15 protein-coding genes and 1 pseudogene are annotated in these 21,166 nt (G+C 61.2%); 6 read left to right on the top strand and 10 right to left on the bottom strand.

The window, feature by feature from the left end; all coding sequences use genetic code 11:
• Positions 1-48: 48 nt before the first annotated feature.
• A complete protein-coding gene (locus AB4O16_RS00620) occupies positions 49-1,839 on the bottom strand; it encodes an acyl-CoA dehydrogenase C-terminal domain-containing protein (protein ID WP_460156721.1) in 1,791 nt (596 codons plus the stop codon).
• An 84-nt stretch (positions 1,840-1,923) separates the two neighbouring features.
• On the opposite strand from AB4O16_RS00620, the gene AB4O16_RS00615 reads away from it, so the two are divergent.
• Positions 1,924-2,841: a LysR family transcriptional regulator gene (locus AB4O16_RS00615; RefSeq protein ID WP_160388756.1), complete on the top strand. Its 918-nt coding sequence runs from the start codon at positions 1,924-1,926 to the stop codon at positions 2,839-2,841.
• A gap of 139 nt (positions 2,842-2,980) precedes the next feature.
• A complete protein-coding gene (locus AB4O16_RS00610; RefSeq protein ID WP_460156720.1) occupies positions 2,981-4,468 on the top strand; it encodes a sensor histidine kinase in 1,488 nt (495 codons plus the stop codon).
• On the opposite strand, the gene AB4O16_RS00605 is transcribed toward AB4O16_RS00610, so the two are convergent.
• The 8 genes and pseudogenes from AB4O16_RS00605 to AB4O16_RS00570 all read right to left on the bottom strand — a co-directional run bounded on the left by AB4O16_RS00605 (position 4,465) and on the right by AB4O16_RS00570 (position 11,741).
• Entirely contained in the window at positions 4,465-5,166 is a 702-nt protein-coding gene (locus AB4O16_RS00605; protein WP_460156719.1) for a response regulator, read from the bottom strand. The genes AB4O16_RS00610 and AB4O16_RS00605 overlap by 4 nt on opposite strands.
• Before the next feature lie 281 nt (positions 5,167-5,447).
• Positions 5,448-6,815 carry a sensor histidine kinase gene (locus tag AB4O16_RS00600; protein ID WP_460156718.1) on the bottom strand — a complete coding sequence of 456 codons (1,368 nt, stop codon included), beginning with the start codon at positions 6,813-6,815 and terminating at the stop codon, positions 5,448-5,450.
• A complete protein-coding gene (locus AB4O16_RS00595; RefSeq protein WP_160388713.1) occupies positions 6,812-7,474 on the bottom strand; it encodes a response regulator in 663 nt (220 codons plus the stop codon). Before AB4O16_RS00595 ends, AB4O16_RS00600 begins: the two co-directional genes overlap by 4 nt.
• Before the next feature lie 11 nt (positions 7,475-7,485).
• Positions 7,486-8,130: a tetratricopeptide repeat protein gene (locus AB4O16_RS00590; RefSeq protein WP_160388712.1), complete on the bottom strand. Its 645-nt coding sequence runs from the start codon at positions 8,128-8,130 to the stop codon at positions 7,486-7,488.
• Positions 8,127-8,936 carry an SDR family oxidoreductase gene (locus AB4O16_RS00585; protein ID WP_460156717.1) on the bottom strand — a complete coding sequence of 270 codons (810 nt, stop codon included), beginning with the start codon at positions 8,934-8,936 and terminating at the stop codon, positions 8,127-8,129. Before AB4O16_RS00585 ends, AB4O16_RS00590 begins: the two co-directional genes overlap by 4 nt.
• Entirely contained in the window at positions 8,923-9,597 is a 675-nt protein-coding gene (locus AB4O16_RS00580; RefSeq protein WP_160388710.1) for a TenA family transcriptional regulator, read from the bottom strand. Before AB4O16_RS00580 ends, AB4O16_RS00585 begins: the two co-directional genes overlap by 14 nt.
• Positions 9,594-11,074: pseudogene (locus AB4O16_RS00575) on the bottom strand (AMP-binding protein). Before AB4O16_RS00575 ends, AB4O16_RS00580 begins: the two are co-directional and overlap by 4 nt.
• A complete protein-coding gene (locus tag AB4O16_RS00570) occupies positions 11,064-11,741 on the bottom strand; it encodes a thermostable hemolysin (RefSeq protein ID WP_460156716.1) in 678 nt (225 codons plus the stop codon). Before AB4O16_RS00570 ends, AB4O16_RS00575 begins: the two are co-directional and overlap by 11 nt.
• A gap of 476 nt (positions 11,742-12,217) precedes the next feature.
• Between AB4O16_RS00570 and AB4O16_RS00565 the strand changes: the two genes are divergently transcribed.
• From AB4O16_RS00565 to AB4O16_RS00555, 3 genes are all read left to right on the top strand, one after another.
• On the top strand, positions 12,218-16,165 hold the full coding sequence (locus AB4O16_RS00565; protein ID WP_460156715.1) for a M10 family metallopeptidase C-terminal domain-containing protein: 3,948 nt from the start codon (positions 12,218-12,220) through the stop codon (positions 16,163-16,165).
• 976 nt (positions 16,166-17,141) lie between these two features.
• Positions 17,142-17,618 carry a hemerythrin domain-containing protein gene (locus AB4O16_RS00560; RefSeq protein WP_160388706.1) on the top strand — a complete coding sequence of 159 codons (477 nt, stop codon included), beginning with the start codon at positions 17,142-17,144 and terminating at the stop codon, positions 17,616-17,618.
• A gap of 174 nt (positions 17,619-17,792) precedes the next feature.
• Positions 17,793-19,652, top strand: coding sequence for an ABC transporter ATP-binding protein (locus AB4O16_RS00555; RefSeq protein WP_460156714.1), 1,860 nt, complete (start codon positions 17,793-17,795; stop codon positions 19,650-19,652).
• A 46-nt stretch (positions 19,653-19,698) separates the two neighbouring features.
• On the opposite strand, the gene AB4O16_RS00550 is transcribed toward AB4O16_RS00555, so the two are convergent.
• Positions 19,699-20,136: a GFA family protein gene (locus AB4O16_RS00550; protein ID WP_460156713.1), complete on the bottom strand. Its 438-nt coding sequence runs from the start codon at positions 20,134-20,136 to the stop codon at positions 19,699-19,701.
• Positions 20,137-20,316: 180 nt separating this feature from the next.
• On the opposite strand from AB4O16_RS00550, the gene yghU reads away from it, so the two are divergent.
• Entirely contained in the window at positions 20,317-21,156 is an 840-nt protein-coding gene (gene yghU / locus AB4O16_RS00545) for a glutathione-dependent disulfide-bond oxidoreductase (RefSeq protein WP_160388703.1), read from the top strand.
• Positions 21,157-21,166: the final 10 nt, after the last annotated feature.

The raw sequence follows: 21,166 nt of genomic DNA, 5'->3' as shown, positions 1-21,166 counted from the left end.
TCGCCAGCAAGCCGGGATCCTACAGTTCTCCGGGATTGCGTGAAGAAATCAAAATGCGAAATCGGCCTCGTCCATGGCCATCAGGCAATGGGCGCCGCCGCGCAGGCTTTCGCGGTGGCCACTGGCACGGGGCAGCACCCGGCGCCAGTAGAAGTCCGCCGCTTGCAGCTTGGCCCGATAGAACGCAGGTTCGTCGGTACCGGCATCCAGAACGGCTTGGGCACGCACAGCCGCCTGCATCCACAGCCCACCCACCAGCACATAAGCGCTGTACGCCAGGAAGTCGACCGACATGGCGCCGATTTCCTGCACATCACGCTGGCACGCCTCGACGACCTCGGCACCCAGCTCGCGCCACTCGACGAGACGCTGCTGCATGGCCTCGGCCATTTCCCTGAGCGACGCTTGCGCACCGGCTGCGTCGACCTGCACGGCGAGTTCATCGATCAACAGGCCCAGCTCCGTGGCGCCATCGCCCAGCACCTTGCGCCGCAGCAGATCCAGCGCCTGGATACCGTTGGTACCCTCGTATAGCTGGGTGATGCGGCTGTCGCGCATCAACTGCTCCATGCCCCACTCGCGGATGTAACCGTGGCCGCCATACAGTTGCACGCCAAGGCTGGCGACTTCCTGGCCGACGTCGGTGAAGAACGCCTTGACGATCGGGATCAGCAGCGCCGCCCGACGCCCGGCCTTTTGCCGACCTTCAGGTTGCGGGTCACCGTGTTCGAGGTCCAGTTGCATGGCGGTGTAGGCCGCGAGCAAACGGCAGCCTTCGCTCAAGGTTTTTTGCGTGAGCAGCATGCGCCGCACATCGGGGTGGACGATGATCGGGTCGGCACTCTTTTCTGGCGCCACCGGCCCACTGATGGCCCGCGACTGCAGGCGCTCGCGGGCATAAGCGAGGCCACCCTGGAAGGCGGCCTCGGCGATACCAAGCCCCTGCAAGCCCACCTGGAAACGCGCGTCGTTCATCATGGTGAACATGCACGCCAGCCCCTGGTTGGGCTCACCGACCAGCCAGCCCTGGGCGCCGTCGAAGTTCATCACACAGGTCGAAGCGCCCTTGATGCCCATCTTGTGTTCCAGTGCGCCACAGCTCAGCGAATTGCGCGGCCCAGGCGTTCCATCGGCAGCGGCAATGAACTTGGGCACCAGGAACAGGCTGATGCCCTTCACCCCGGCCGGCGCATCCGGCAAACGGGCAAGGACCAGGTGAACGATGTTGGCGGTCAGGTCCTGCTCGCCGCCGCTGATGAAGATCTTGCTGCCGCTAACCTGGTAGCTGCCGTCGACCAGAGGCTGGGCACGGGTGCGCAGCAGGGCAAGGTCGGTACCGGCCTGGGGCTCGGTGAGGCACATGGTGCCGGACCATTCACCACTGACCATTTTGCCCAGATAGGCCTGTTTGAGCGCCGCGCTGCCATGGCGATGCAGGGCCAGCACCGCGCCTTCGGTGAGGCCGGAATAAATGCGAAAGGACAACGAGGCGCCCATCAGCATCTCGTGGAAGCACGCCGAAACCAGCTGCGGAAAACCCTGCCCGGCGAATTCCAGCGGCCCGGTCATGCTCGCCCAGCCGTTGTCGACGTACTGCCGATAAGCCTCGGGAAAGCCCTGGGGGGTGGTGACCTGGCCATCGTGAAGCCGGCAACCCTGTTCGTCACTGTTGCGGTTCAGCGGTGCGACCACTTCGCCGGCGAATCGCGCCGCTTCCTCGAGGACCCCGTCGATGGTTTCGCGGTCCAGTCCGTTGTTCAGCCGCTCGTTATGGCCGACGGCATCGAACACTTCGTGCAGCACGAACCGCATGTCGCGCAGGGGAGCTTGATAAGTCATGAGCGGGCCTCATTGATTGGCAGGGTGGAAAAGATTGCCGCCACCCTAAGCAGGCGCCTACTATTTTTGAAATTTCATTTTCATATGCCTGGTATTTGTAATTTGAATTTAAAAACCTTCGACCTGAATTTGCTGCGAGTGCTCGACATGTTGCTGCGCGAGCAGAACGTGTCGCGGGCGGCCGAGCGCCTGGCGCTCAGCCAGCCCACCGTCAGCAACGCCCTCGCCCGCCTGCGCGCCCTGTTCGACGACCCGCTGCTGGTGCGCGTTGGCCGCCACATGCAACCCACCACCCGGGCGCTGGCGCTTGAAGGGCCGATTCGCGCGGCCTTGCAACAGATCGAACAGACACTCAATGCCGGCGAAGCCTTCGACCCACGCATGAGCCAGCAGCAGGTGCGCATCGCCCTCACCGACTTTGTCGAACAGCTGTGCATGCCGCCCTTGCTGGCGCGCCTGGGCGAACTGGCGCCGAACCTGCGGATCGACATCGCCCACCTCGCCCCCAGCCTGCCTGCCGAGCTGCTGGACAAGGGTGAACTGGACATGGTGCTGGGGCGCTTCGAAGAGGTGCCGGCGCGGTTCACCCGCCGCGCGTGGCACAGCGAAACCCTGCGCCTGGCCGTGCGCAAAGACCATCCACTGGCACTCGACACCCTCACGCTGGATGACTTTCTGGGCCTGCGTCATCTGTGGGTCAGCGGCGGTCAGTCGCGCGGCATGGTCGACCAATGGCTGGGCAAGCAAGGCCTGTCGCGAAAAATCGTCTACACCACGCCCAATTACCTGCAGGCGGCGCACCTGGTCGCCCATTCCGACCTGGCCGTCGTGCTGCCGACCCAGTTGGCCAGTCAGTTCGCGCAGTTGCTGCCGCTGCGGTTGTTCGAACTGCCGTTCGACGTCGGCTCGTTCCAGCTCGAACTGGTGTACCTGGCGCAACGCCAACATGACCCGGCGCTGGCTTGGCTGATCGAGCAAATCCTGGCGGTACGCCCGGCGTGAAGTTCAGCGCGCAAGCTGTCGGATCGCCATGCCGTGAACTACTGTCAGTCATGGATGTGGCGCATACAACCAGGCTGCGGATATGCGTCGGGTTACAGGTTTCCAACCGACCCGTCACGATGATCAGGGAACCCGTGCGATGGCAAAAGACGCAAAGGTCGAATCAAAAAACCAGGCTTTCACCGCGCCGCAGACCGATGCTGCGCACGAACCGGCGCCGGGTGCCGATGCGCTTGCCAATGGCATCTGGCGTACACGGCTGAAGGTCAAGGCACGCAAGCTGAGTCTCACGACCCAGTTTGTCATTGCCGCTACGGTGATCCTGGGGCTGACCATGTTCTTCGTCGGCAATCTGGTGACCCAACGAATAGAAAGCGCGGCGGTAAACAGCGCAGCCGCCGCAGCCGCCCAGTACATGGATACGTTCCTCGAGCCCTATGTGCAGGAGCTGAGCCGGGACAACAAGCTCTCGGCGTCAAGTGTCGAGTCCCTCGACCGCCTCACGCAAACCCGTTCGCTACGGCAGCACATCGTCTCGATCAAGATATGGCGGGCGGATGGCACGGTGATCTTCAGCACCAATAAAGCCATTACCAACCAGCAATTTCCGCTAGATGAGATCGCCGAGGCACTCAAGGGCAAGATCGTCACCGACCTTCAAGACCCGGAGCAGGATGAGAACGAGTTCGAGCGCAAGCTCAACCTGCCGCTTTATGAGATCTACGCGCCCCTGCGTGATGCAAGCACCGGGGAAATCATCGCGATAGGCGAGTTTTATGAAAAGGCCGACGGCCTGAACCGCGAGATCAATCGCGTCCGCCAGCAGGTCTGGGTGGTCGTTGGCGCTGCGACCCTGTCGATGCTGACGCTGCTGTTCTTCATCGTGCGACGCAGTGACAAGATCATCCAGCGCCAACAAGTGGCGCTGCGCTTGCGGCTGCTGGAGCAAACCCGCTTGCACGTCAGCAATGCCGAACTGCAGCGCAAGATCGCGACGGCGACCCAGGAGTTTTCCCGCGTCAACGAACTCACCTTGAGGCGCATCGGTGCAGACCTGCACGATGGGCCGGCGCAGTTGCTGACCTTGATTCTGATCCGCCTCGACGACCTCGCCGAAGATTGCTCCACGGTCGATAAGGAAGCGCTGGAAACCATTCGTGGCGCCGCCACCGACGCATTGCGCGAGGTCCGCGACTTGTCACGCGGCCTGGCGCTTCCGGAAATCAACGACGTGAGCCTGGTGGAAGAGTTGCAACTGGTGGCGCAACGGCACGAGCAACGCACCGGCACCAAGGTCACATTGGCCCTCGGGCAGTTACCGAAATGCGCGCCACTGCCGCTCAAGCTCTGTCTTTACCGGTTTGTGCAGGAAGCCCTCAACAACGCTTACCGGCACGCCAACGGCGAAGGTCAGGTGATCCGCGCGCAATACATCGACAAGGTGTTGAGCATCAGCATCAGGGACAGTGGTCCGGGCATGGCGGCGGACGCCATGCAGCTCGAGAAGTCCGGCAGAACCCGTTTGGGCCTTGCCGGTCTGCGATATCGCGTGGAATCCCTGGGCGGGTTGTTCAGCATCGAATCCTGCGGCAAGGGTACGTCGGTCAATGCACAGTTCAAACTCTAGTCAGCAGTCGTTTCGGCGCCCATGGGCGTTTTCACTGCGCCGATATCCAGTCGCCCGATAGCTTCGCGCTCCCGGTAGTGGCGCAGGGCCGTGACCGCTTCGACACGATTTCGCGCGTTCAGCTTCTGCATCACGCAGCCCATGTGGTGCTTGACGGTTTTTTCGCTGATCAACAGCCTTGCCGCAACTTCCCGGTTGGTCAGCCCCTTGGAAACCTCGCGAATGACCTCTTCCTCGCGATGGGTCAGGTCGAACTTGCGGGTTTCCGCTTCATGCTTCTTGATGTTGTTCAGCAGTTTTTCAGCGAACGCGGGGGTGATGTACGACTCCCCCCTGGCAACCGACCTGATCGCCTGGACCAGGTCCGGCCCGCTGACACCTTTGAGCACATACCCGCGCGCGCCGGACTCGAGGGCCAGGAAGGCGTCATCTTCGGCTTCGGAAACGGTCAGCATCAGCACCTTCACATCCGCCAGCTCCGTGGAGATGAACCGCACCGCGGCGAAAACATCGCCCGGCATGTTGACGTCCATCAACATCACGTCCGGACGCACCCTCAGCGCGATATCCCGGGCATCCTGCGCATTGGCGCCCTGCTCCACGACCTCAAGGTCCGTGCGTTTCTTCAACGTATTGGCAACACCCTCACGCAACAGCGGATGATCGTCGACAATGCCGATGCGGATGGATGGATTCATGACGCGCTCCCCAAAAGATAAGCACTCGAACATCCATTGATTAATAGCAGGGAATCGCGGACGCCGCCGCTCAGCACAGCCGTAGGTCGCGGGTTCCAGGCGTTCGGATATCAGACTTAGGTCGGATGCAAACAGAGCGTGAACAAGCAAAAATAATCACAAATCACTTTATATTGATGCTCTATATTATTGTTTTTAATAGTTATTTTTTATTAAAAACAAACAGAAACCCTGATAGAACCCGGATTCGTTTTCATCCGACCAACAGTCCAGGATCAGCGTCACACGCGACCAATCTCCAGCGTAGCGCGCAACCCACCGGCGATTCGATTCTCGAGTGTGATCTGTCCACCAAAGCGAACCGCAATGGCCTTGACGATGGTCAGCCCCAACCCTGCCCCCTGATCATTTGCGCAACTGTAGAAACGCTCGAACAGCCGATCACGATCCTGCTCATTGATACCTGGCCCCTCATCTTCGACAGACAGTTCGTAGCTGTTTTTCTTTTCGACCAGCTTGACGGTGATCACTGCGTGCCTGGGGGAGAAATTCGCTGCATTGGTGACCAGGTTGTTCAAGGCAATGTCGATGGCCACAGGGTCGACCCTCACCAGGCCGATGCCGTCACTGACATCGAAAACCAATTCAAGGTCCTTGCTCAACAACCAGGGTGTCATCTGAACCAGGCTGTCGCGAACCGTGGCCGCCAGGTCAATAGGTACGGGCGGTAGCGCTCCGGCTTGAGGCTCGATACGAGCCATCGTGAGCAATTGATTGACCAGTCGGCTGGTACGGTCCACGCCGGCAATCAGGTGCTCAAGCGATGCACGACGCTCCCCTTCACTCCCCGCTTCCATCAGATTCTGCGCATGCACCCTGAGCACGGCCAGCGGCGTGCGCATTTCGTGGGCGGCATCGGCAATGAAACGTCGCTCACGCCCCATGACTTGCTGAATCTGCGCAAGCATACGGTTAAGCGCTGCCTGCATCGGCTCGAGCTCAGTCGGTAGCGGCGTCAATTGCAGGGGTTCGAGTGAGCCGGGATGCCTCGCCCGCAGTGTTGCAGCCATGTTGACCAGCGGTTTCAAGCCCCAGCCGATGGCCAGCCAGAGCATGGCGGCCAGTATCAGACTCCCGAGGATATTGGGCCACAACGTGTGGCGTACGATGCGGTCCACCAGATCCGCGCGGACGTCGTCTCGCTCGCCCACCCAGATGCGCAAGCCGTTCTGTTTGTCTTCGAGCAGGAAAGCACGCCAATGACGCTTGTTCAGATCGACGACATCGCTGAACCCCGGCGTTCGTGGCGGTGCGCTGAAGGATGGAGAGCTCGCGGTATGTACCAGCAATTCGTCCCTGGAGTTCCAGACCTGAAAGGCAATTTTCGTTTCATAGGGATGGCCGTCGATCCTCGGTTCAGCTTCGCTCAGGGCCTGATTGAAGGCCCGATACAGATCAGCATGGTCCTTGCTGGCCATCGGCATGCGCATGACGCCTTGTAACAGACGAGCATTCTCGGCCAGTTGGGCGTCATAGACTTCGGCAATTTCATGGTTGCTGTCGTGCAGGTTCAGCACGCTGATCACGGCCAGGCCAGCGAGCATCAGGCCGATGATCAGGGTCAGGGTGCGACGCCGGATCGAGGTCATCGACGATCCTCCACCAGGTAACCGATACCACGGACGGTGCGGATCAGACCGGTGGAGAGCTTCTTGCGCAGGTGATGGATGTGCACTTCCAGGGTGTTGCTTTCGGCCTCCTCGCTCCAGCCGTACAGCAACTGCATCAGATGATCGCGAGTCATTACCCGGCCCGGTGGCGAGAGCAGCTCGTGGAGCAACCGGTATTCCTTGGGCGTCAGGGCCACCGGTTCGCCTTTGTAGCTGACTTGCTGGGTGCCGGGGTTCAGGCAGACGCCGGCGTGCTCGATCAACGATTGCCCACGCCCGGCGCTGCGCCGAAGCAACGCACGGATGCGCGCCTTCAACTCCGCCAGGTCGAAAGGCTTGATCAGATAGTCATCGGCGCCGGCATCCAGGCCGGCGATGCGGTCTTCGGTGGCATCGCGCGCGGTCAGGATCAACACCGGCAGGTTGGAACCGCTGTCACGCAAGCGCCTGAGCACTTCGAGACCGTCCATGCGTGGCAGACCGAGGTCGAGCACGGCCAGATCAAAGATTTCGCTGAGCAACGAGTGCAAGGCGCTGTTGCCGTCCTGCAACCAGTCGACGGTATAGCCTTCACGGCAGAGGGCCTGATGAATGCCCTCGCCGAGTGCCACGTCATCCTCTACGAGTAATAAGCGCACAGGGTCTCCTGTCAGCCGAGTTTCTGGTTCACGTCCACCAACAGCGTCTCGATCTCCTTGCGGCGCCCGGCGTCAGCACTCTCGCGGCCAGGCCGGGGTGCCGCCAGCAAGGCTTTTTGCAGCGCTGCCCTGGCTTCGCCATAACGCTTCTGACGGTAGAGGTGATCGCCCCAGAAGTACAGGCTGTCGATGCCGTTGGGGTTCATTTGCAAGGCCATCTTGAGCAACTGCTCGGCTTTGTCCGAATCGCCGAAACCGATGGGCCAGCCCGGTACGCGGTCATAGAGTGCCCCCAGACTGGTATAGGCTGAGCCTTGCAGGGCCTTGGGGTCCAGGGCCAGGGCTTTTTCCAGGTCGGCTTTGGCATCCTTGACCTTGCTCAGCGCCCCCAGCCCTCCCTGGGCGCCCGCCCAGCTACTGGTGACAATGCCGGACCAGATCCAGGCCTCCGCCACCGTTTGGCGTTCCTGCTTGAAGCTCGAAGCCTGGGCGGCCAGTTTTTCGAAAGCCGCGGTTCGTTGTCCCTCGGGCAACTCGTACTGAATGTGCGCCCAGCTTTGCTGGATACCGTTGAGACGCTGCTGGTCGGCAGCATCCAGCGCCCACGCGCTCTGGCTCAATGCGCCAAGCAACAGGCAAGCGATGATCTTTTTCATGGTTCGGGATTCTCCTGGTCGGGTTTCTGGCTCAGGCGGCGGATCAGTGGCAATTGCTTGCGCAAACCACGGTCCACCAGATGGGGCAGGAGGCTGTTCAGACGTACAAAAAAACGTTCGGGCCAGCCCAGGTACAAGTCGCGACGGTCACCGGCAATGGCGTGAATCACCGCAGCCGCCACGGTCTGCGGATCGTCGACATTGGCTTTGAGGGCATCGTTGAGCGCCTGGGCTGCCGGGCTGTTCATGCTGGTACGGGTCGCCCGCGGGGCGACGTACAGCACACTGACCCGGGTATCTGCCAGCTCTCGGCGCAGGGCTTCGGAGAACCCGCGCAGGGCAAACTTGCTGGCGCAGTAACTGGCGTAGCCGGGGTAGCCAATGGAGCCATAGGTCGAACCGACGTTCACCAGCATGGCACTGTCGGCTTGCTTGAGCAGTGGCAACATCAGTTTTGTCAGGCACATCGGCGCACTGATGTTCACCGCGAGCATCGAATCGATTTCACTGTCGTCCAGCTGTTCGAGCATGGCGAAATGATTGACCCCGGCGGCATTGATCAGCAGGTTGATGCCGCCGATGCTCTCGGCCTGCGCCAACACCTGGCGGCGGTCGGTGACCAACGTCAGGTCCGCACGGACCCAACTCAGGTTGCGCGGATAAAGCTCGAGCAGCGGCACCAGGGGTTCGCGATGCCGAGCCACCGCCAGCACCCGGGCACCACTGGCGCACAGTGCGGTGGCGATGGCCAGGCCGATGCCGCCGCTGGCACCGGTCAACACGACACGCGCTTCAGACAGGCGCATGCAGGTGCTCCCCGTTACGCGGCAAGCCAAGGAACATGTCGGTGTAGAGCCGATACACCACTTTGGAAGCGTGAATGACGGCGGCCTGGTCGCCCGGGTCATCCAGACGGTCCATCAATCGACGGTAGGTCTGCATATGTTCGACATCCAGCGAGCCGTGGGAACTGAGGTAGCTGAAGGCGCTTTGCGGCAAGTCCAGGCGCTGGCGAATGCTGCCGGCGGCATGCGTGGCCAAGGCGATGCTCGTGCCTTCGAGCACGTTGACCATGCCGAACAGTCCCACCGGATTGTCCCTGGCGATCAGGTCGTAGAGGAAACTGACCATCAACTCGATCGGCAATGACGGACGCCCGTCACGTACAGCGGTCCTGTCACCGCCGCAGGCTTCAATGTCATCGAGTACCCATTGTTCGTGGCCGTATTCGTCCTCGATGTATTCACATACCGCTTCGCGCAGCCATTCCAGGCGTAACGGCAGGCGCGCACCGCAGGCCATCATCAACGGCACCGTATGTCGCACGTGGTAATAGGCCTGCGCCAGAAAGGCCCGGTAGCTTTCCAGGCTGACGTCGCCCTGCAGCGCATCACGGATGATCGGCAGGTTGAACAGCTCGGTACGTTCTTGCTCGGTGGCTTGTTGCAGCCGGTCAAAAAAACTCATGGTGCGGGTTCCTCGGAAAATTCAGATTCGCTCAATAGCCCCCGGTAGCGTTCGATGATCGCGTCACGACGGGGCCGGCCATTGGCGGTAAGCAGGCCGTTGGTGGCCGTGAAGGGTTGGTCGAGCCGACGCCAGTGATGGACCCGGGCGTACTCGGGCAAAGCCCTGTTGGCCTCGGCCACGGCGCTGGCCAGTTGTTCGTCGGTGCAGTCCGGGCGATGGGGCCAGAGCAACGCATGGTTGTGAGGCATGGCCTCGCCATGGACGAAGGCCTGGGCGACAGGCCCGCGCTGGGTCAATTCGGCCTCCACCCACTCGGGGTTGACGTTGCGTCCGAAACTGGTCACGAACTGATGTTTCTTGCGCCCCTTGAGGTAGAGGAAACCTTCGGCGTCGAACTCGCCGAGATCGCCGCTGGGCCACCACTGGGCGGTGTGCGGCGCCTCTCCGAGATAGCCCAGCAAGGTTGAACCCTTGATCAGCACTTCGCCGTCGTCCGCCAGGCGAATCTCTACATGGGGCAATGGCCGTCCGACACTGCCGGGCCGCCGTGCTTGCGGGCGATTGAGGCACACCACGGACGCGCACTCCGAGAGCCCGTAACCCTCGTAGACCGGTATCCCCACCCGTTGAGCGCGATGCAGCAGGTCTTCGCTGACCCGGGCACCGCCCACGGCGGCAAAGCGCAAGTGCTGTGGGTCGAAGGCCTTCTGCTCGGCAGCACTGACCAGTATCAGCAACAGCTGAGGCACCAGAATCAGGCTCTGGGGCGATCGGCTGGCCAGGCATCCCAACAGTTTCGCCACATCCACGCCGCTGGCACCTTCGATCCCCAGCGCTTTCTGGCTGGGCAGGCTCAACGCAGCGCCGGCATACAATGCGGCGTAACAACCCATGTTCTCCAGCAAAATGGCCAGCGGCAGCAGCGCCAGGTGGTGTTGCGGGTCGGTGGGCTGGCTGGCCAGGTGCAACTCGCGGGCGACCCGCAGAATGCTCTCGGCACTCAAGCACACGCCCTTGGGTGTGCCTGTGGTGCCCGAGGTGAAGGTCAACTTGGCGGTGCCCGCCGGCATCCGGTTCGGGCCAGTGAAGGTGCGGTGCCAGAACTCGCTGCACTTCTGATAACCAGCCGCTTGCAGCTCGTCATGCAATTGCGGTTCGGCAATGACGTGTTCGGCCTGGCTTTGCTCCAGGCAGTGCTTGCGTTGCGCCGGACTGAAAAAGGCGGCAAGGCCACGCAGGTCAAGCCCTCGAACAACGCGGCCAGGTCCCACAACATGGCTTCGACGCCATTGTCCAGCGCCAGGGCGACCACCCTGACCCGCTTATCGCGCAGGCGCTGCTGGCGATGAATGACCTCGGTATACAGCGTGGCGTAGTCCAGTTGCAGATGGTCGCCCCACAAGGCAATGGCATTGGTCTTTTGCTCTGCATGCTGACGCAGGGTCTGTTTGAAACGCTCCATTTCAGGCGACATGGCAGGCCCCCTCGACAGAGGTTGGCAAGCCCAGGCGACTGAACAGGCCTACATTGCGCAAATGAATGAAACCGCTGCGGATATTGCCGACATGAACCCAGGGCTTGCTTTCGTAGTAACTGCCCCAGGCGTGGCGGTCCTCGCCCAGGCGCGCCGGGTCGGCAGCACACAGCGTCACGGGCTGCAAACCCAGGCGATGAAAGCTGTTCACCAACCCCAGGCTGCCCGTAAAGGCGACCCATTCCAGACCACCCATGGCCAGCACATAGGTCATCGCGATAATGCTCATCCGCGCACTGCCGGTGTCACTGGCGGCCAAATTACCGACCTCGACGATTGCCGTTCTGTCTACGGCTTGTCCGGCGGCGGCACTGATCAGCGGATCTATTGGCTCGTCCAGATACCCCTCCAGAAACAAGGGGCCGGCGCTTCCCCGACGCACGCCGACCACGGCACACAGCGCACCGACCGCATCACTCATGCCGAACAGTTCCGGCATGAAATGGCGAATATCGGCACCGTGGGCCTTACGAAAACGTTGCTGGATAAAGGCTTCGAACGCGCCCCGCAGCGGGTCCCCCGGCAATGCTCTGACGAGCTGCATCTGCGATGTTTCGGCTTGGCCAAAGTGCAGCGGCAACTGAACGTTCCAGTTGAAATCGGACATTGAAAAACGTCTCCCCCGGATCAATTGGGGAGCAGTATCAAAGGCAATTCTTAACGAAGTCTGAAGGTGACAAAAAGATTCTGTTCGCTGGTTTCCCGGGCGTCACCTTGCGCGACGGACCGGTCCCCCGCACATCGCCAATTCCGTCGTTCTCCCGTATTTGCGAATTCAAACAGGGCAATTCAGCCAGGCTATGGCAGAAGGCCATCCCGCAGGATATTATGCTTTCCTTCGCTGTGCTTTCACCCCCCCGGCGAGGAAATCCACCCCCCTGTTTTGAACATGGAAGTCCTGATGAGCCGAAAAAACCTCGCTTTCATGACGGGCCCACGCCCCCGAGTCTGTATTTCTGCCCCTCCTGCCATGCATCAGGAACGCGGACTGATTTTTTAACCGCGCACCGCACTTGGTCAAAACAATAAATCTGTCCCCTATTCCCTTCTTCTCGAACTGATAAAAAGCAAGGAGCATTGGCAATGGCATTGAATTACACGGATGCATCAGGAAACATTTGGGCCGTCGATAGCCGCGGCAACGTGAACCAGGCAAAAACTTCAGCGCCCTACTCCAATACGCTGGACAGCAGTTCGTTGAATCTTTACATCGGCGGATCGACTTCGTCTGCCTACCTGTCATGGGGAACGGCCACCACTACCGCCAATACCCAGACGGTCACGGGGACTGAATCAAGCACCGGCATTACACTCACGCGCACCACCTATATCGGCGATGGTTTTGTCCGCACGCTGGAAATCGTCAAAAACACCGGGAGTGCCGCGCAGTCGGTCAATCTTCAACTGACTGACAACATCTATTACGACTCAAGGACGGTGGTGACCGCCACCAGCAGCGGTGACACCCTGCGCACGACCGCGGACGACTGGTTTGCCGTCGGCAGCACCAACGTTTCCGATGCCAATCTTGTCCACGTGGTGTCCGGCGGTGCCGGTTCGCCAAGCGCCACCACTCAGTACTCCACTTCGGTTGATCAACCGCAGAGCAGCTACAACCTGACGCTGGCCGCCGGCGAAACCAAGGTCGTCATGCATTTCCATGCGCTGGCCAGCACCACCGCCGGCGCTCAGGTGATCGGCAATTCGCTCGCCGGGCTGACGAACAGCGGCTATCTGACCGGCATGAGTGCGAGCGACCTGAGCAGCCTGGCCAACTTCACCCAGGACATTTCCAGCAGTGTGACAGCCACTCTCGCTGCGCATCAGAACAACCTGACGCTGACCGGAACCTCGGCCATCAACGGCACCGGCAACGGGCGCGACAATACGATTACCGGCAACAGCGCGGCGAACACCCTCACCGGCAATGACGGCAATGACACCCTCCTGGGCGGGGCCGGCAACGACACCCTGTTCGGCGGCAACGGCAATGACACCCTCGACGGTGGCATCGGCAACGACCTGCTCAACGGCGGCGCCGGTAATGACCTCTATGTCGTCGACTCGGCCAGCGACCAGGTCATCGAGCTTGCCAATGGCGGCATCGATACCGTCAAGAGCAGCGTCAACTTCAGCATTGCCGCGCTGCTGAACGTCGAAAACATCACGCTGACCGGCACGGCCCTGAACGCTACCGGTAACGCCAACGCCAACCTGTTGATCGGCAATGCCTCGAATAACGTGCTGATCGGGGGTGACGGCAACGACACCCTCAGGGGCGAAGGCGGCGTCGATACGCTCAATGGCGGCGGCGGCAACGATATCTATGTCGTCGATACCGCGACCGATGTCATTGTCGATTCGGCCGGTACGGACCTGATCGAGTCCTCGGTGACTTTCAACCTGGGCGCCTATGCCGCCATCGAGAACCTGACGCTGACCGGGACCGCCGCCATCAATGGCACCGGTAACGGCCTGGCCAACACCATCATCGGCAATGCCGGCGCCAACACCATCGACGGTGGTGCCGGTGCAGACCAGATGATCGGCGGGGCCGGCAACGACACCTACGTGGTGCGCGACAGTACGGATGTCATCACCGAAACCAGTACCGGTGGCACCGACGCCGTGATCAGCTACCTGAACTACACCCTCGGCGCCAATCTGGAAAACCTGACACTGGGCGGTACCGCAGTCATCGGCACGGGCAACGCCGGCAACAACTCGTTGCTGGGCACTGCCGGCAACAACACCCTCAACGGTCTGGCCGGCAACGACACCCTTAACGGCGGCGCCGGGATCGACACGCTCAACGGCGGCGATGGCAACGACCTCTACATCGTCGACACCAACACCGATGTCATCACCGACACTTCAGGCGTGGATACCGTGCAAAGCACGGTCAGCTTTTCCCTCGACAGCCGTCCGACCATCGAGAACCTGTCGCTGATCGGCACCGGCGCCATGACCGCTACCGGCAACGCCCTGGACAACCTGATCTCAGCCAACGCAGGTAACAGTACGATCAATGGCGGGGCCGGCAACGATACCGTCAGCTATGCCAGCGCCACTGCGGGTGTCAACGTGGCGGTCAACGGCGCCGGCCAGGCGACTGGCGGCTCGGGTATCGACACGCTGAGCAACATCGAAAACCTCTCGGGCAGCCGCTTCGCCGACACCCTCACCGGTGACGGCAATGCCAACATCCTGCGCGGCGCTGACGGCAACGACAGCCTCGTGGGCGGCGCTGGCAATGACCAGCTCTACGGAGACAAGGGCAATGATCGCCTGTCCGATTCGATCGGCGATGACACGCTCAGCGGTGGCGCGGGCAACGACACCTACGTCGTGGCCGGCACCACCGGGTCTATCCTGATCGAAGACTCGAGCGGCATCGATACGCTGGACGCTTCGACAGCGACAGGCGGTGTCACCATCGATCTCACGCCCGGCGGCACCAGCAACATCAATGGACGGATGGTCACGCTGTCTTCCGGCGGCACGGTCGACGTACCACTGGACGTACTCTTCCTCCAGGACGCCTCCGGCTCGTTTGGCGACGACGTCGCAAAAGTGAAGACGCTGGTGCCCCAGGTGCTCTCCACCCTGTCCTCGGTCCAGGCCGACAACCGTTTCGGCCTGGCCTCCTTCATCGACAAGGGCGAATACGTCTATCGCACCGATCTGGCGATGACCTCCAACCAGACCAGCCTGGTCAATGCCCTCAATACCCTGACCATCGGCAGTGGCGGCGACTCGCCGGAGTCGCAGATCGAAGCACTGATGCAGGCCGCCGTGCGCCAGACCGAACTGGGTTTCCGCCCGGAGTCCTTCCGGGTCGCGGTAGTGATGACCGATGCCGACTATCACAAGGCGGGCGACACGTCTTACGTCGCCAACGACGGTGATGCGGTGCTGGAGCTCGAAGACTACCCGACCGTTGCACTGCTCAAGGCCAAGCTGCTGGCGGCCGCTATCGTACCGGTCTTTGCCGTCACCGCCGGCAACGAAGGCTATTACAACAACCTGGTCGATCAGCTTGGCTTCGGCACGGTCGTGACCCTGGCGGCGGACAGCTCCAACCTGGTGGATGCCCTGACGGATGGCATGACCCAGATCACCGAGGCGCGGATCGAGAACGCCATCGGCAGCCTCTACAACGACACCCTGATCGGTAACGGACTGGACAATCGCCTGGAAGGCCTGGCCGGCAACGATACCTACTACGTCCAGGACAGTGGCGACGTGGTGGTTGAAGCGAACCTGGGCGGCACCGACCTGGTCGTCAGCTCCGGCAGCTATGCGCTGTCGGCCAACGTGGAAAACCTGACGCTTTCCGGCATCGCGAACATCGACGCCACGGGTAACACCCTGAACAACCAGCTCGTCGGCAACAGCGGTGCCAACGTCATTTCCGGCGGCGCCGGTGCCGACCGGATGCTCGGTGGCCGCGGCAACGACACCTACATCGTCGATAATGCCGGCGATCAGGTGATCGAGTACGGCGGCGCCGGCACCGACGTGGTCCAGAGTTCGGTCAGTCATGCGCTGAGCGACAATGTCGAGAACCTGATCCTGACCGGCACGGCGGCCATCAATGGCTCCGGCAATGCCCTGGGCAACACGTTGACCGGCAACGCTGCTGCCAACGTGCTCAATGGCAGCGCCGGCAACGACATTCTCATCGGCGGTGCGGGCAACGACATGCTGATCGGGGGTGCCGGCAACGACACCTTCATCTTCACGGCGCTGTCGGACATGGGCACGACCGGTGCGATTACCGATGTCATCAACGACTTCGTGCGCGGGCAGGACAAAATCGACCTGGGGACACTGGATGCCGTAACGAGCACGACCTTCACCAACGAGGCCTTCTCGTTCATCGGCAATACCGTTGCCTTTACCGGCGCCGGGCAACTGCGGATGCAGGACAATGTGCTGTACGGCAACACCGATACCGACAGCGAGGCCGAGTTCGCCATCAAGCTCGTCGGCGTCCCGACCCTGGCGGCTACGGATTTCATTCTCTGATCTACCGCTGAAAACCGCGAGACCGACAACCCCGACAAGCCCTGGTGCTTGTCGGGGTTTTCTTTTATTTGATTGGTGAGTCAACGATAACGCGGGTAACCCGGATGAACGCGGCGTACTGGAGTCCATCGCCGGCAAGCCGGCTCCTACAGGGATCGCGTCGTCGGTGATTCCCGGGATTGACGCGGTCTTTTGTAGGAGCCGGCTTGCTGGCGATGGTCGTCAACGATAACGCGGGTAACCCGGATAAACGCGGCGCACTGGAGTCCATCGCCAGCAAGCCGGCTCCTACAGGGATTGTGTCATCGGTGACTCCCGGGATTGACGCGGTCCCTTGTAGGAGCCGGCTTGCCAGCGATGGTCGTCAACGATAACGCGGGTAACCCGGATAAACGCGGCGCACTTGAGTCCATCGCCGGCAAGCCGGCTCCTACGGGGATTGCGTCGTCGGTGTTTCCCGGAATTGACGCGGTCTTTTGTAGGAGCCGGCTTGCTGGCGATGGTCGTAAACGATAACGCGGGTAACCCGGATAAACGCGGCGCACTGGAGTCCATCGCCAGCAAGCCGGCTCCTACAGGGATTGCGTCGTCGGTGTTTCCCGGGATTGACGCGGTCTTTTGTAGGAGCCGGCTTGCTGGCGATGGTCGTCAACGATAACGCGGGTAACCCGGATAAACGCGGCGCACTTGAGTCCATCGCCAGCAAGCCGGCTCCTACAGTCCATCGCCGGCAAGCCGGCTCCTACAGGGATTGCGTCGTTGGTGTTTCCCGGGATTGCGATGAGGCTATCTGCAATGCCTGATTCGCCCTTTCTTGCAGACTGCACGCCTCGGGTAACGCGCACGTCTCGCAAGTCATTGTTTACCTTCGAGTTGGACCTGTGATGCCGTTGGCACAGGAAATGCGATTGCTATCCGGACACCTCGATGCCTGACCCCATCGAGGACCATTTCCGTGCTAGCCGAGGCAGCAGACATGAACGCAATCGACCTTCTGAAAGCCGATCACCAGAAAGTGAAAGCCATCCTTGCCCAATTGAGTGAATCGACGGAGAGAGCCACAAAAAAACGCACTGAACTGCTCGATAAGCTGGAGATGGAGATTTCCATCCACACAAAACTGGAAGAGGAAATACTCTACCCCGCCTTCAAGCAAGCAGGCAGCAAAGAACAGGACGTCATGTACTTCGAGGCAAAAGAGGAGCATCGCACCGTCGACTCGCTGGTGTTGCCGGATCTGAAGCAGACGGACCCGGGCACGCCGGAATTTTCCGGGCGGGTCAAAGTCGTCAAGGAGCTGCTCGAGCATCATATTGAAGAGGAGGAAACCGAACTGTTTCCTCAGGCGAAAAAGCTGCTGGGCAAAGCCAGGCTCGACGACCTCGGGGAACAGATGGAGTCGATGAAGGCCAGTTTCAAAAAGGATTGGGACGCAAACCATTTGGCAGCTTGAGCCTGCGCTGGTGCAAAGCCCGGTTGCACGCCGGGCTTTGCAGACAAGCGTTACTCAACGGTTCGGCAATCAATCGGACTCACGCCCCATCGTGCCGAACCCCTGCCCCACAAATGCCTCAAAGCGGTCGTTAGATGGCAGAATGCCCTTAACTTGATCCTTTCGGAGGCCACAATGCTTCGTGTGTTTGAACGAAGACTCGACCCTTTCCCGCCCGATGAAGCGCCGCCGCCACCTGTCGGCCTGGTGCGGTTCCTGTGGGCCTGCACCCGTGGCGCCCGCGGCTACATCCTCATATTTGCGCTGCTCAGCGCTAGCGTCTCGATTTACGAAGCCTGGTTGTTTTCCTTTCTCGGGCAGGTCGTGGACCTGCTCTCCACCTGGCAGGCTGGCGGCGATGCGCAGGCGCAAGCGCAGGAAAGTCGGGTGCTGTGGGGCATCGGCATCGTACTGGTCACCAGCATCGGCCTGGTCGCGCTGCGCACCATGGTTCAGCACCAGATATTGGCGATCAATCTGCCGCTACGGCTGCGCTGGGATTTCCATCGCCTGATGCTGCGGCAAAGTCTTTCATTCTTTTCCGACGAGTTCTCCGGCCGGGTCACGACCAAGGTCATGCAGACTGCTCTGGCCGTGCGCGAGGTCCTGTTCACCGTCATCGAGATCGCACCCGGGATCGGCGTTTATTTCATCGCGATCATTGCACTGGCCGGCGGCTTCGCCCTGAAGCTGATGCTGCCTTTCATTGCCTGGCTCACCCTGTTCGGCCTGGCCATGCTGTACTTTGTGCCGCGCCTTGGCCAGGTCGGGCAGGAACAGGCCCATGCCCGGTCGTCGATGACCGGGCGCATTTCGGACGCCTACACCAACATCACCACCGTGAAGCTGTTCTCGCATTCCAAACGCGAGGCACACTTCGCGCGCGCGGCGATGGAGGATTTCAAGCTCACCGGCTTTCGCCAGATGCGCTTGGTCAGCCAGTTCGAAATCGTCAACCAGGCCCTGGTGGTCGCACTGCTGATGGGCGCCGGCGGCTATGCCCTGTGGCTGTGGCACCAGGGCGAAGTCGGCACGGGGGCCGTCGCGGCGATTACCGCCATGGCGTTGCGGATCAATGGCATGTCGCACTGGATCATGTGGCAAATGACCTCGCTGTTCGAAAACATCGGCACCGTGCAGGATGGCATGGCGACCTTGACCCGTGGCCCCAAGGTGCAGGATGCGCCGAACGCCGGTGTGCTGGTGCCCGGTGGCGGCGCGGTGACCTTCGACAATGTCGGCTTCAACTACAACGGTGAACGCCAGGTGCTCGATGGCCTGAGCCTGAACATTCGCGCAGGCGAAAAAATCGGCCTGGTGGGCCGTTCCGGAGCCGGCAAATCCACGCTGATCAACCTGCTGCTGCGTTTCTACGACGTGGACAGCGGCGAGATTCGTATCGACGGTCAAGACATCGCTCGGGTGACGCAAGACAGCCTGCGCAGCGCCATCGGCATGGTCACTCAGGACACCTCCCTGCTGCATCGCTCCATTCGCGACAACATCGCCTACGGCCGGCCGGACGCGACCGACGCGCAGATCCACACGGCCGCGGCCAACGCCCAGGCCGACGGTTTCATCAGCCAACTGAGCGACCGGCAAGGCCATCGCGGCTATGACACCCTGGTGGGCGAGCGCGGCATCAAGCTTTCCGGTGGCCAGCGCCAGCGCATCGCCATCGCTCGGGTGATGCTCAAGAACGCCCCGATCCTGTTGCTTGACGAGGCCACCAGCGCCCTCGATTCGGAAGTCGAAGTCGCCATCCAGGAAAGCCTCGATGAAATGATGGAGGGCAAGACCGTCATCGCCATCGCCCACCGGCTGTCAACGATCGCGGCCATGGACCGGCTGATTGTCATGGATGACGGACGCATCATCGAACAAGGCACCCATGCCGAGCTGCTGCGCAAAAACGGCACCTACGCGCGGCTGTGGCAGCATCAGAGCGGTGGGTTCCTGGGCGAGGACCAGGGAGTGGCCGAGGCGATGGAGTAGCCATGAACGCCCGTCGCCCCAGGGCAGGTCCTGCCGTTTCAACACACTATCGAAAGTGGCGCACCTGAAGTGCCTGCAGAAGAAACTCAAGTGAGTCCGGGGCGGCGTGATGACTGTTCGCCGAACGCTGTTCATCCCACGGCATTGCATCATCGGTGCAGAAATCTCCAACACACTCCATGTTCAGTTCGACATCGAGAAGACCCAGCGGAATCCAGAAGTAGTCTGACTCGCGAAGTGCATTGGGCACGGTTGAGCCACATCGTGAGCAAAAGTCATTTCTGTAGCCACTGGGTTTGTGCCAACTGCTGATCACAGGCTGCCCCTCTTCCCAGCGAAAGTCGCGAGCGTGGACCAGCGTGGCGAGATTATGGCCAACCCCGGTTTGCTTTCGGCACAAGGTGCAATGGCAGCGATAAAACAATCGCGGCTCGACCTCGATGGAAAATCTTACTGCCTCGCACAAACATTTCCCTGATGCCATGGGTATCTCCTTGAAAGAATCAGACCGATATTCTAGCGGCTCGAGCCCTGGTTTCGCGACACGTCGGCCGCCGTTCGATCGCCACAGGTGGATGACATCCCGCTTGCCTTCTGCCATGGTCAGAAAATCGACCTCCCGCGGTCCATGTGATCACAGCAAACAAACGACAGGGTTCGTCTCATGAGCAAAGCGCCTTATGTTCCTCCGAAGGTCTGGAAAAACAACGCCCCGTCCGGCGGCCAGTTCGCCAGCATCAACCGGCCGATCGCTGGCCCGACCCATGACAAGGCGTTGCCCGTCGGCAAGCATCCGATGCAGCTGTATTCACTGGCCACGCCCAACGGTGTGAAGGTGACCATCCTGCTGGAGGAGTTGTTGGCCCTGGGACATAGCGGTGCCGAATACGACGCCTGGCTGATCCGCATCAACGAGGGTGAGCAATTCTCCAGCGGTTTTGTCGAGATCAACCCGAACTCGAAAATCCCGGCGCTGCTGGACCGCAGCACCGAGCCGGCGACCCGCGTGTTCGAGTCCGGCTCGATCCTGCTGTACCTGGCGGAAAAGTTCGGCGCCTTCCTGCCCACCGATCCGGCAGGTCGCACCGAAACCTTGAACTGGCTGTTCTGGCAAATGGGGGCTGCACCCTATCTGGGAGGCGGCTTCGGGCACTTCTATGCCTACGCGCCGGAGAAACTCGAGTACCCGATCAACCGCTTCACGATGGAGGCCAAGCGTCAGCTGGACGTTCTCGATCGTCGACTGGGCGAAAGCCGCTACCTGGCCGGTGATCACTACTCCATCGCCGACATCGCGGTCTGGCCCTGGTATGGCCAACTGGTGCGGGACAAGGTGTACTCGGCTGCCGAGTTTCTTTCGGCGCACGAATACACCCACGTCCAACGCTGGGCGCAGGCGATCGCCGACCGGCCTGCAGTCATCCGTGGACAGCGCGTCAACCGGACGTGGGGCGATGAGGCGAGCCAGGTGCCTGAACGGCATCAGGCTGGCGATTTGGACTGAGCACTCGGTT

This window comes from Pseudomonas sp. S2_H10 (assembly GCF_054668285.1).
Note: the sequence above shows the minus strand (reverse complement) of the source record. Positions and strands in the feature narration are given on the sequence as shown.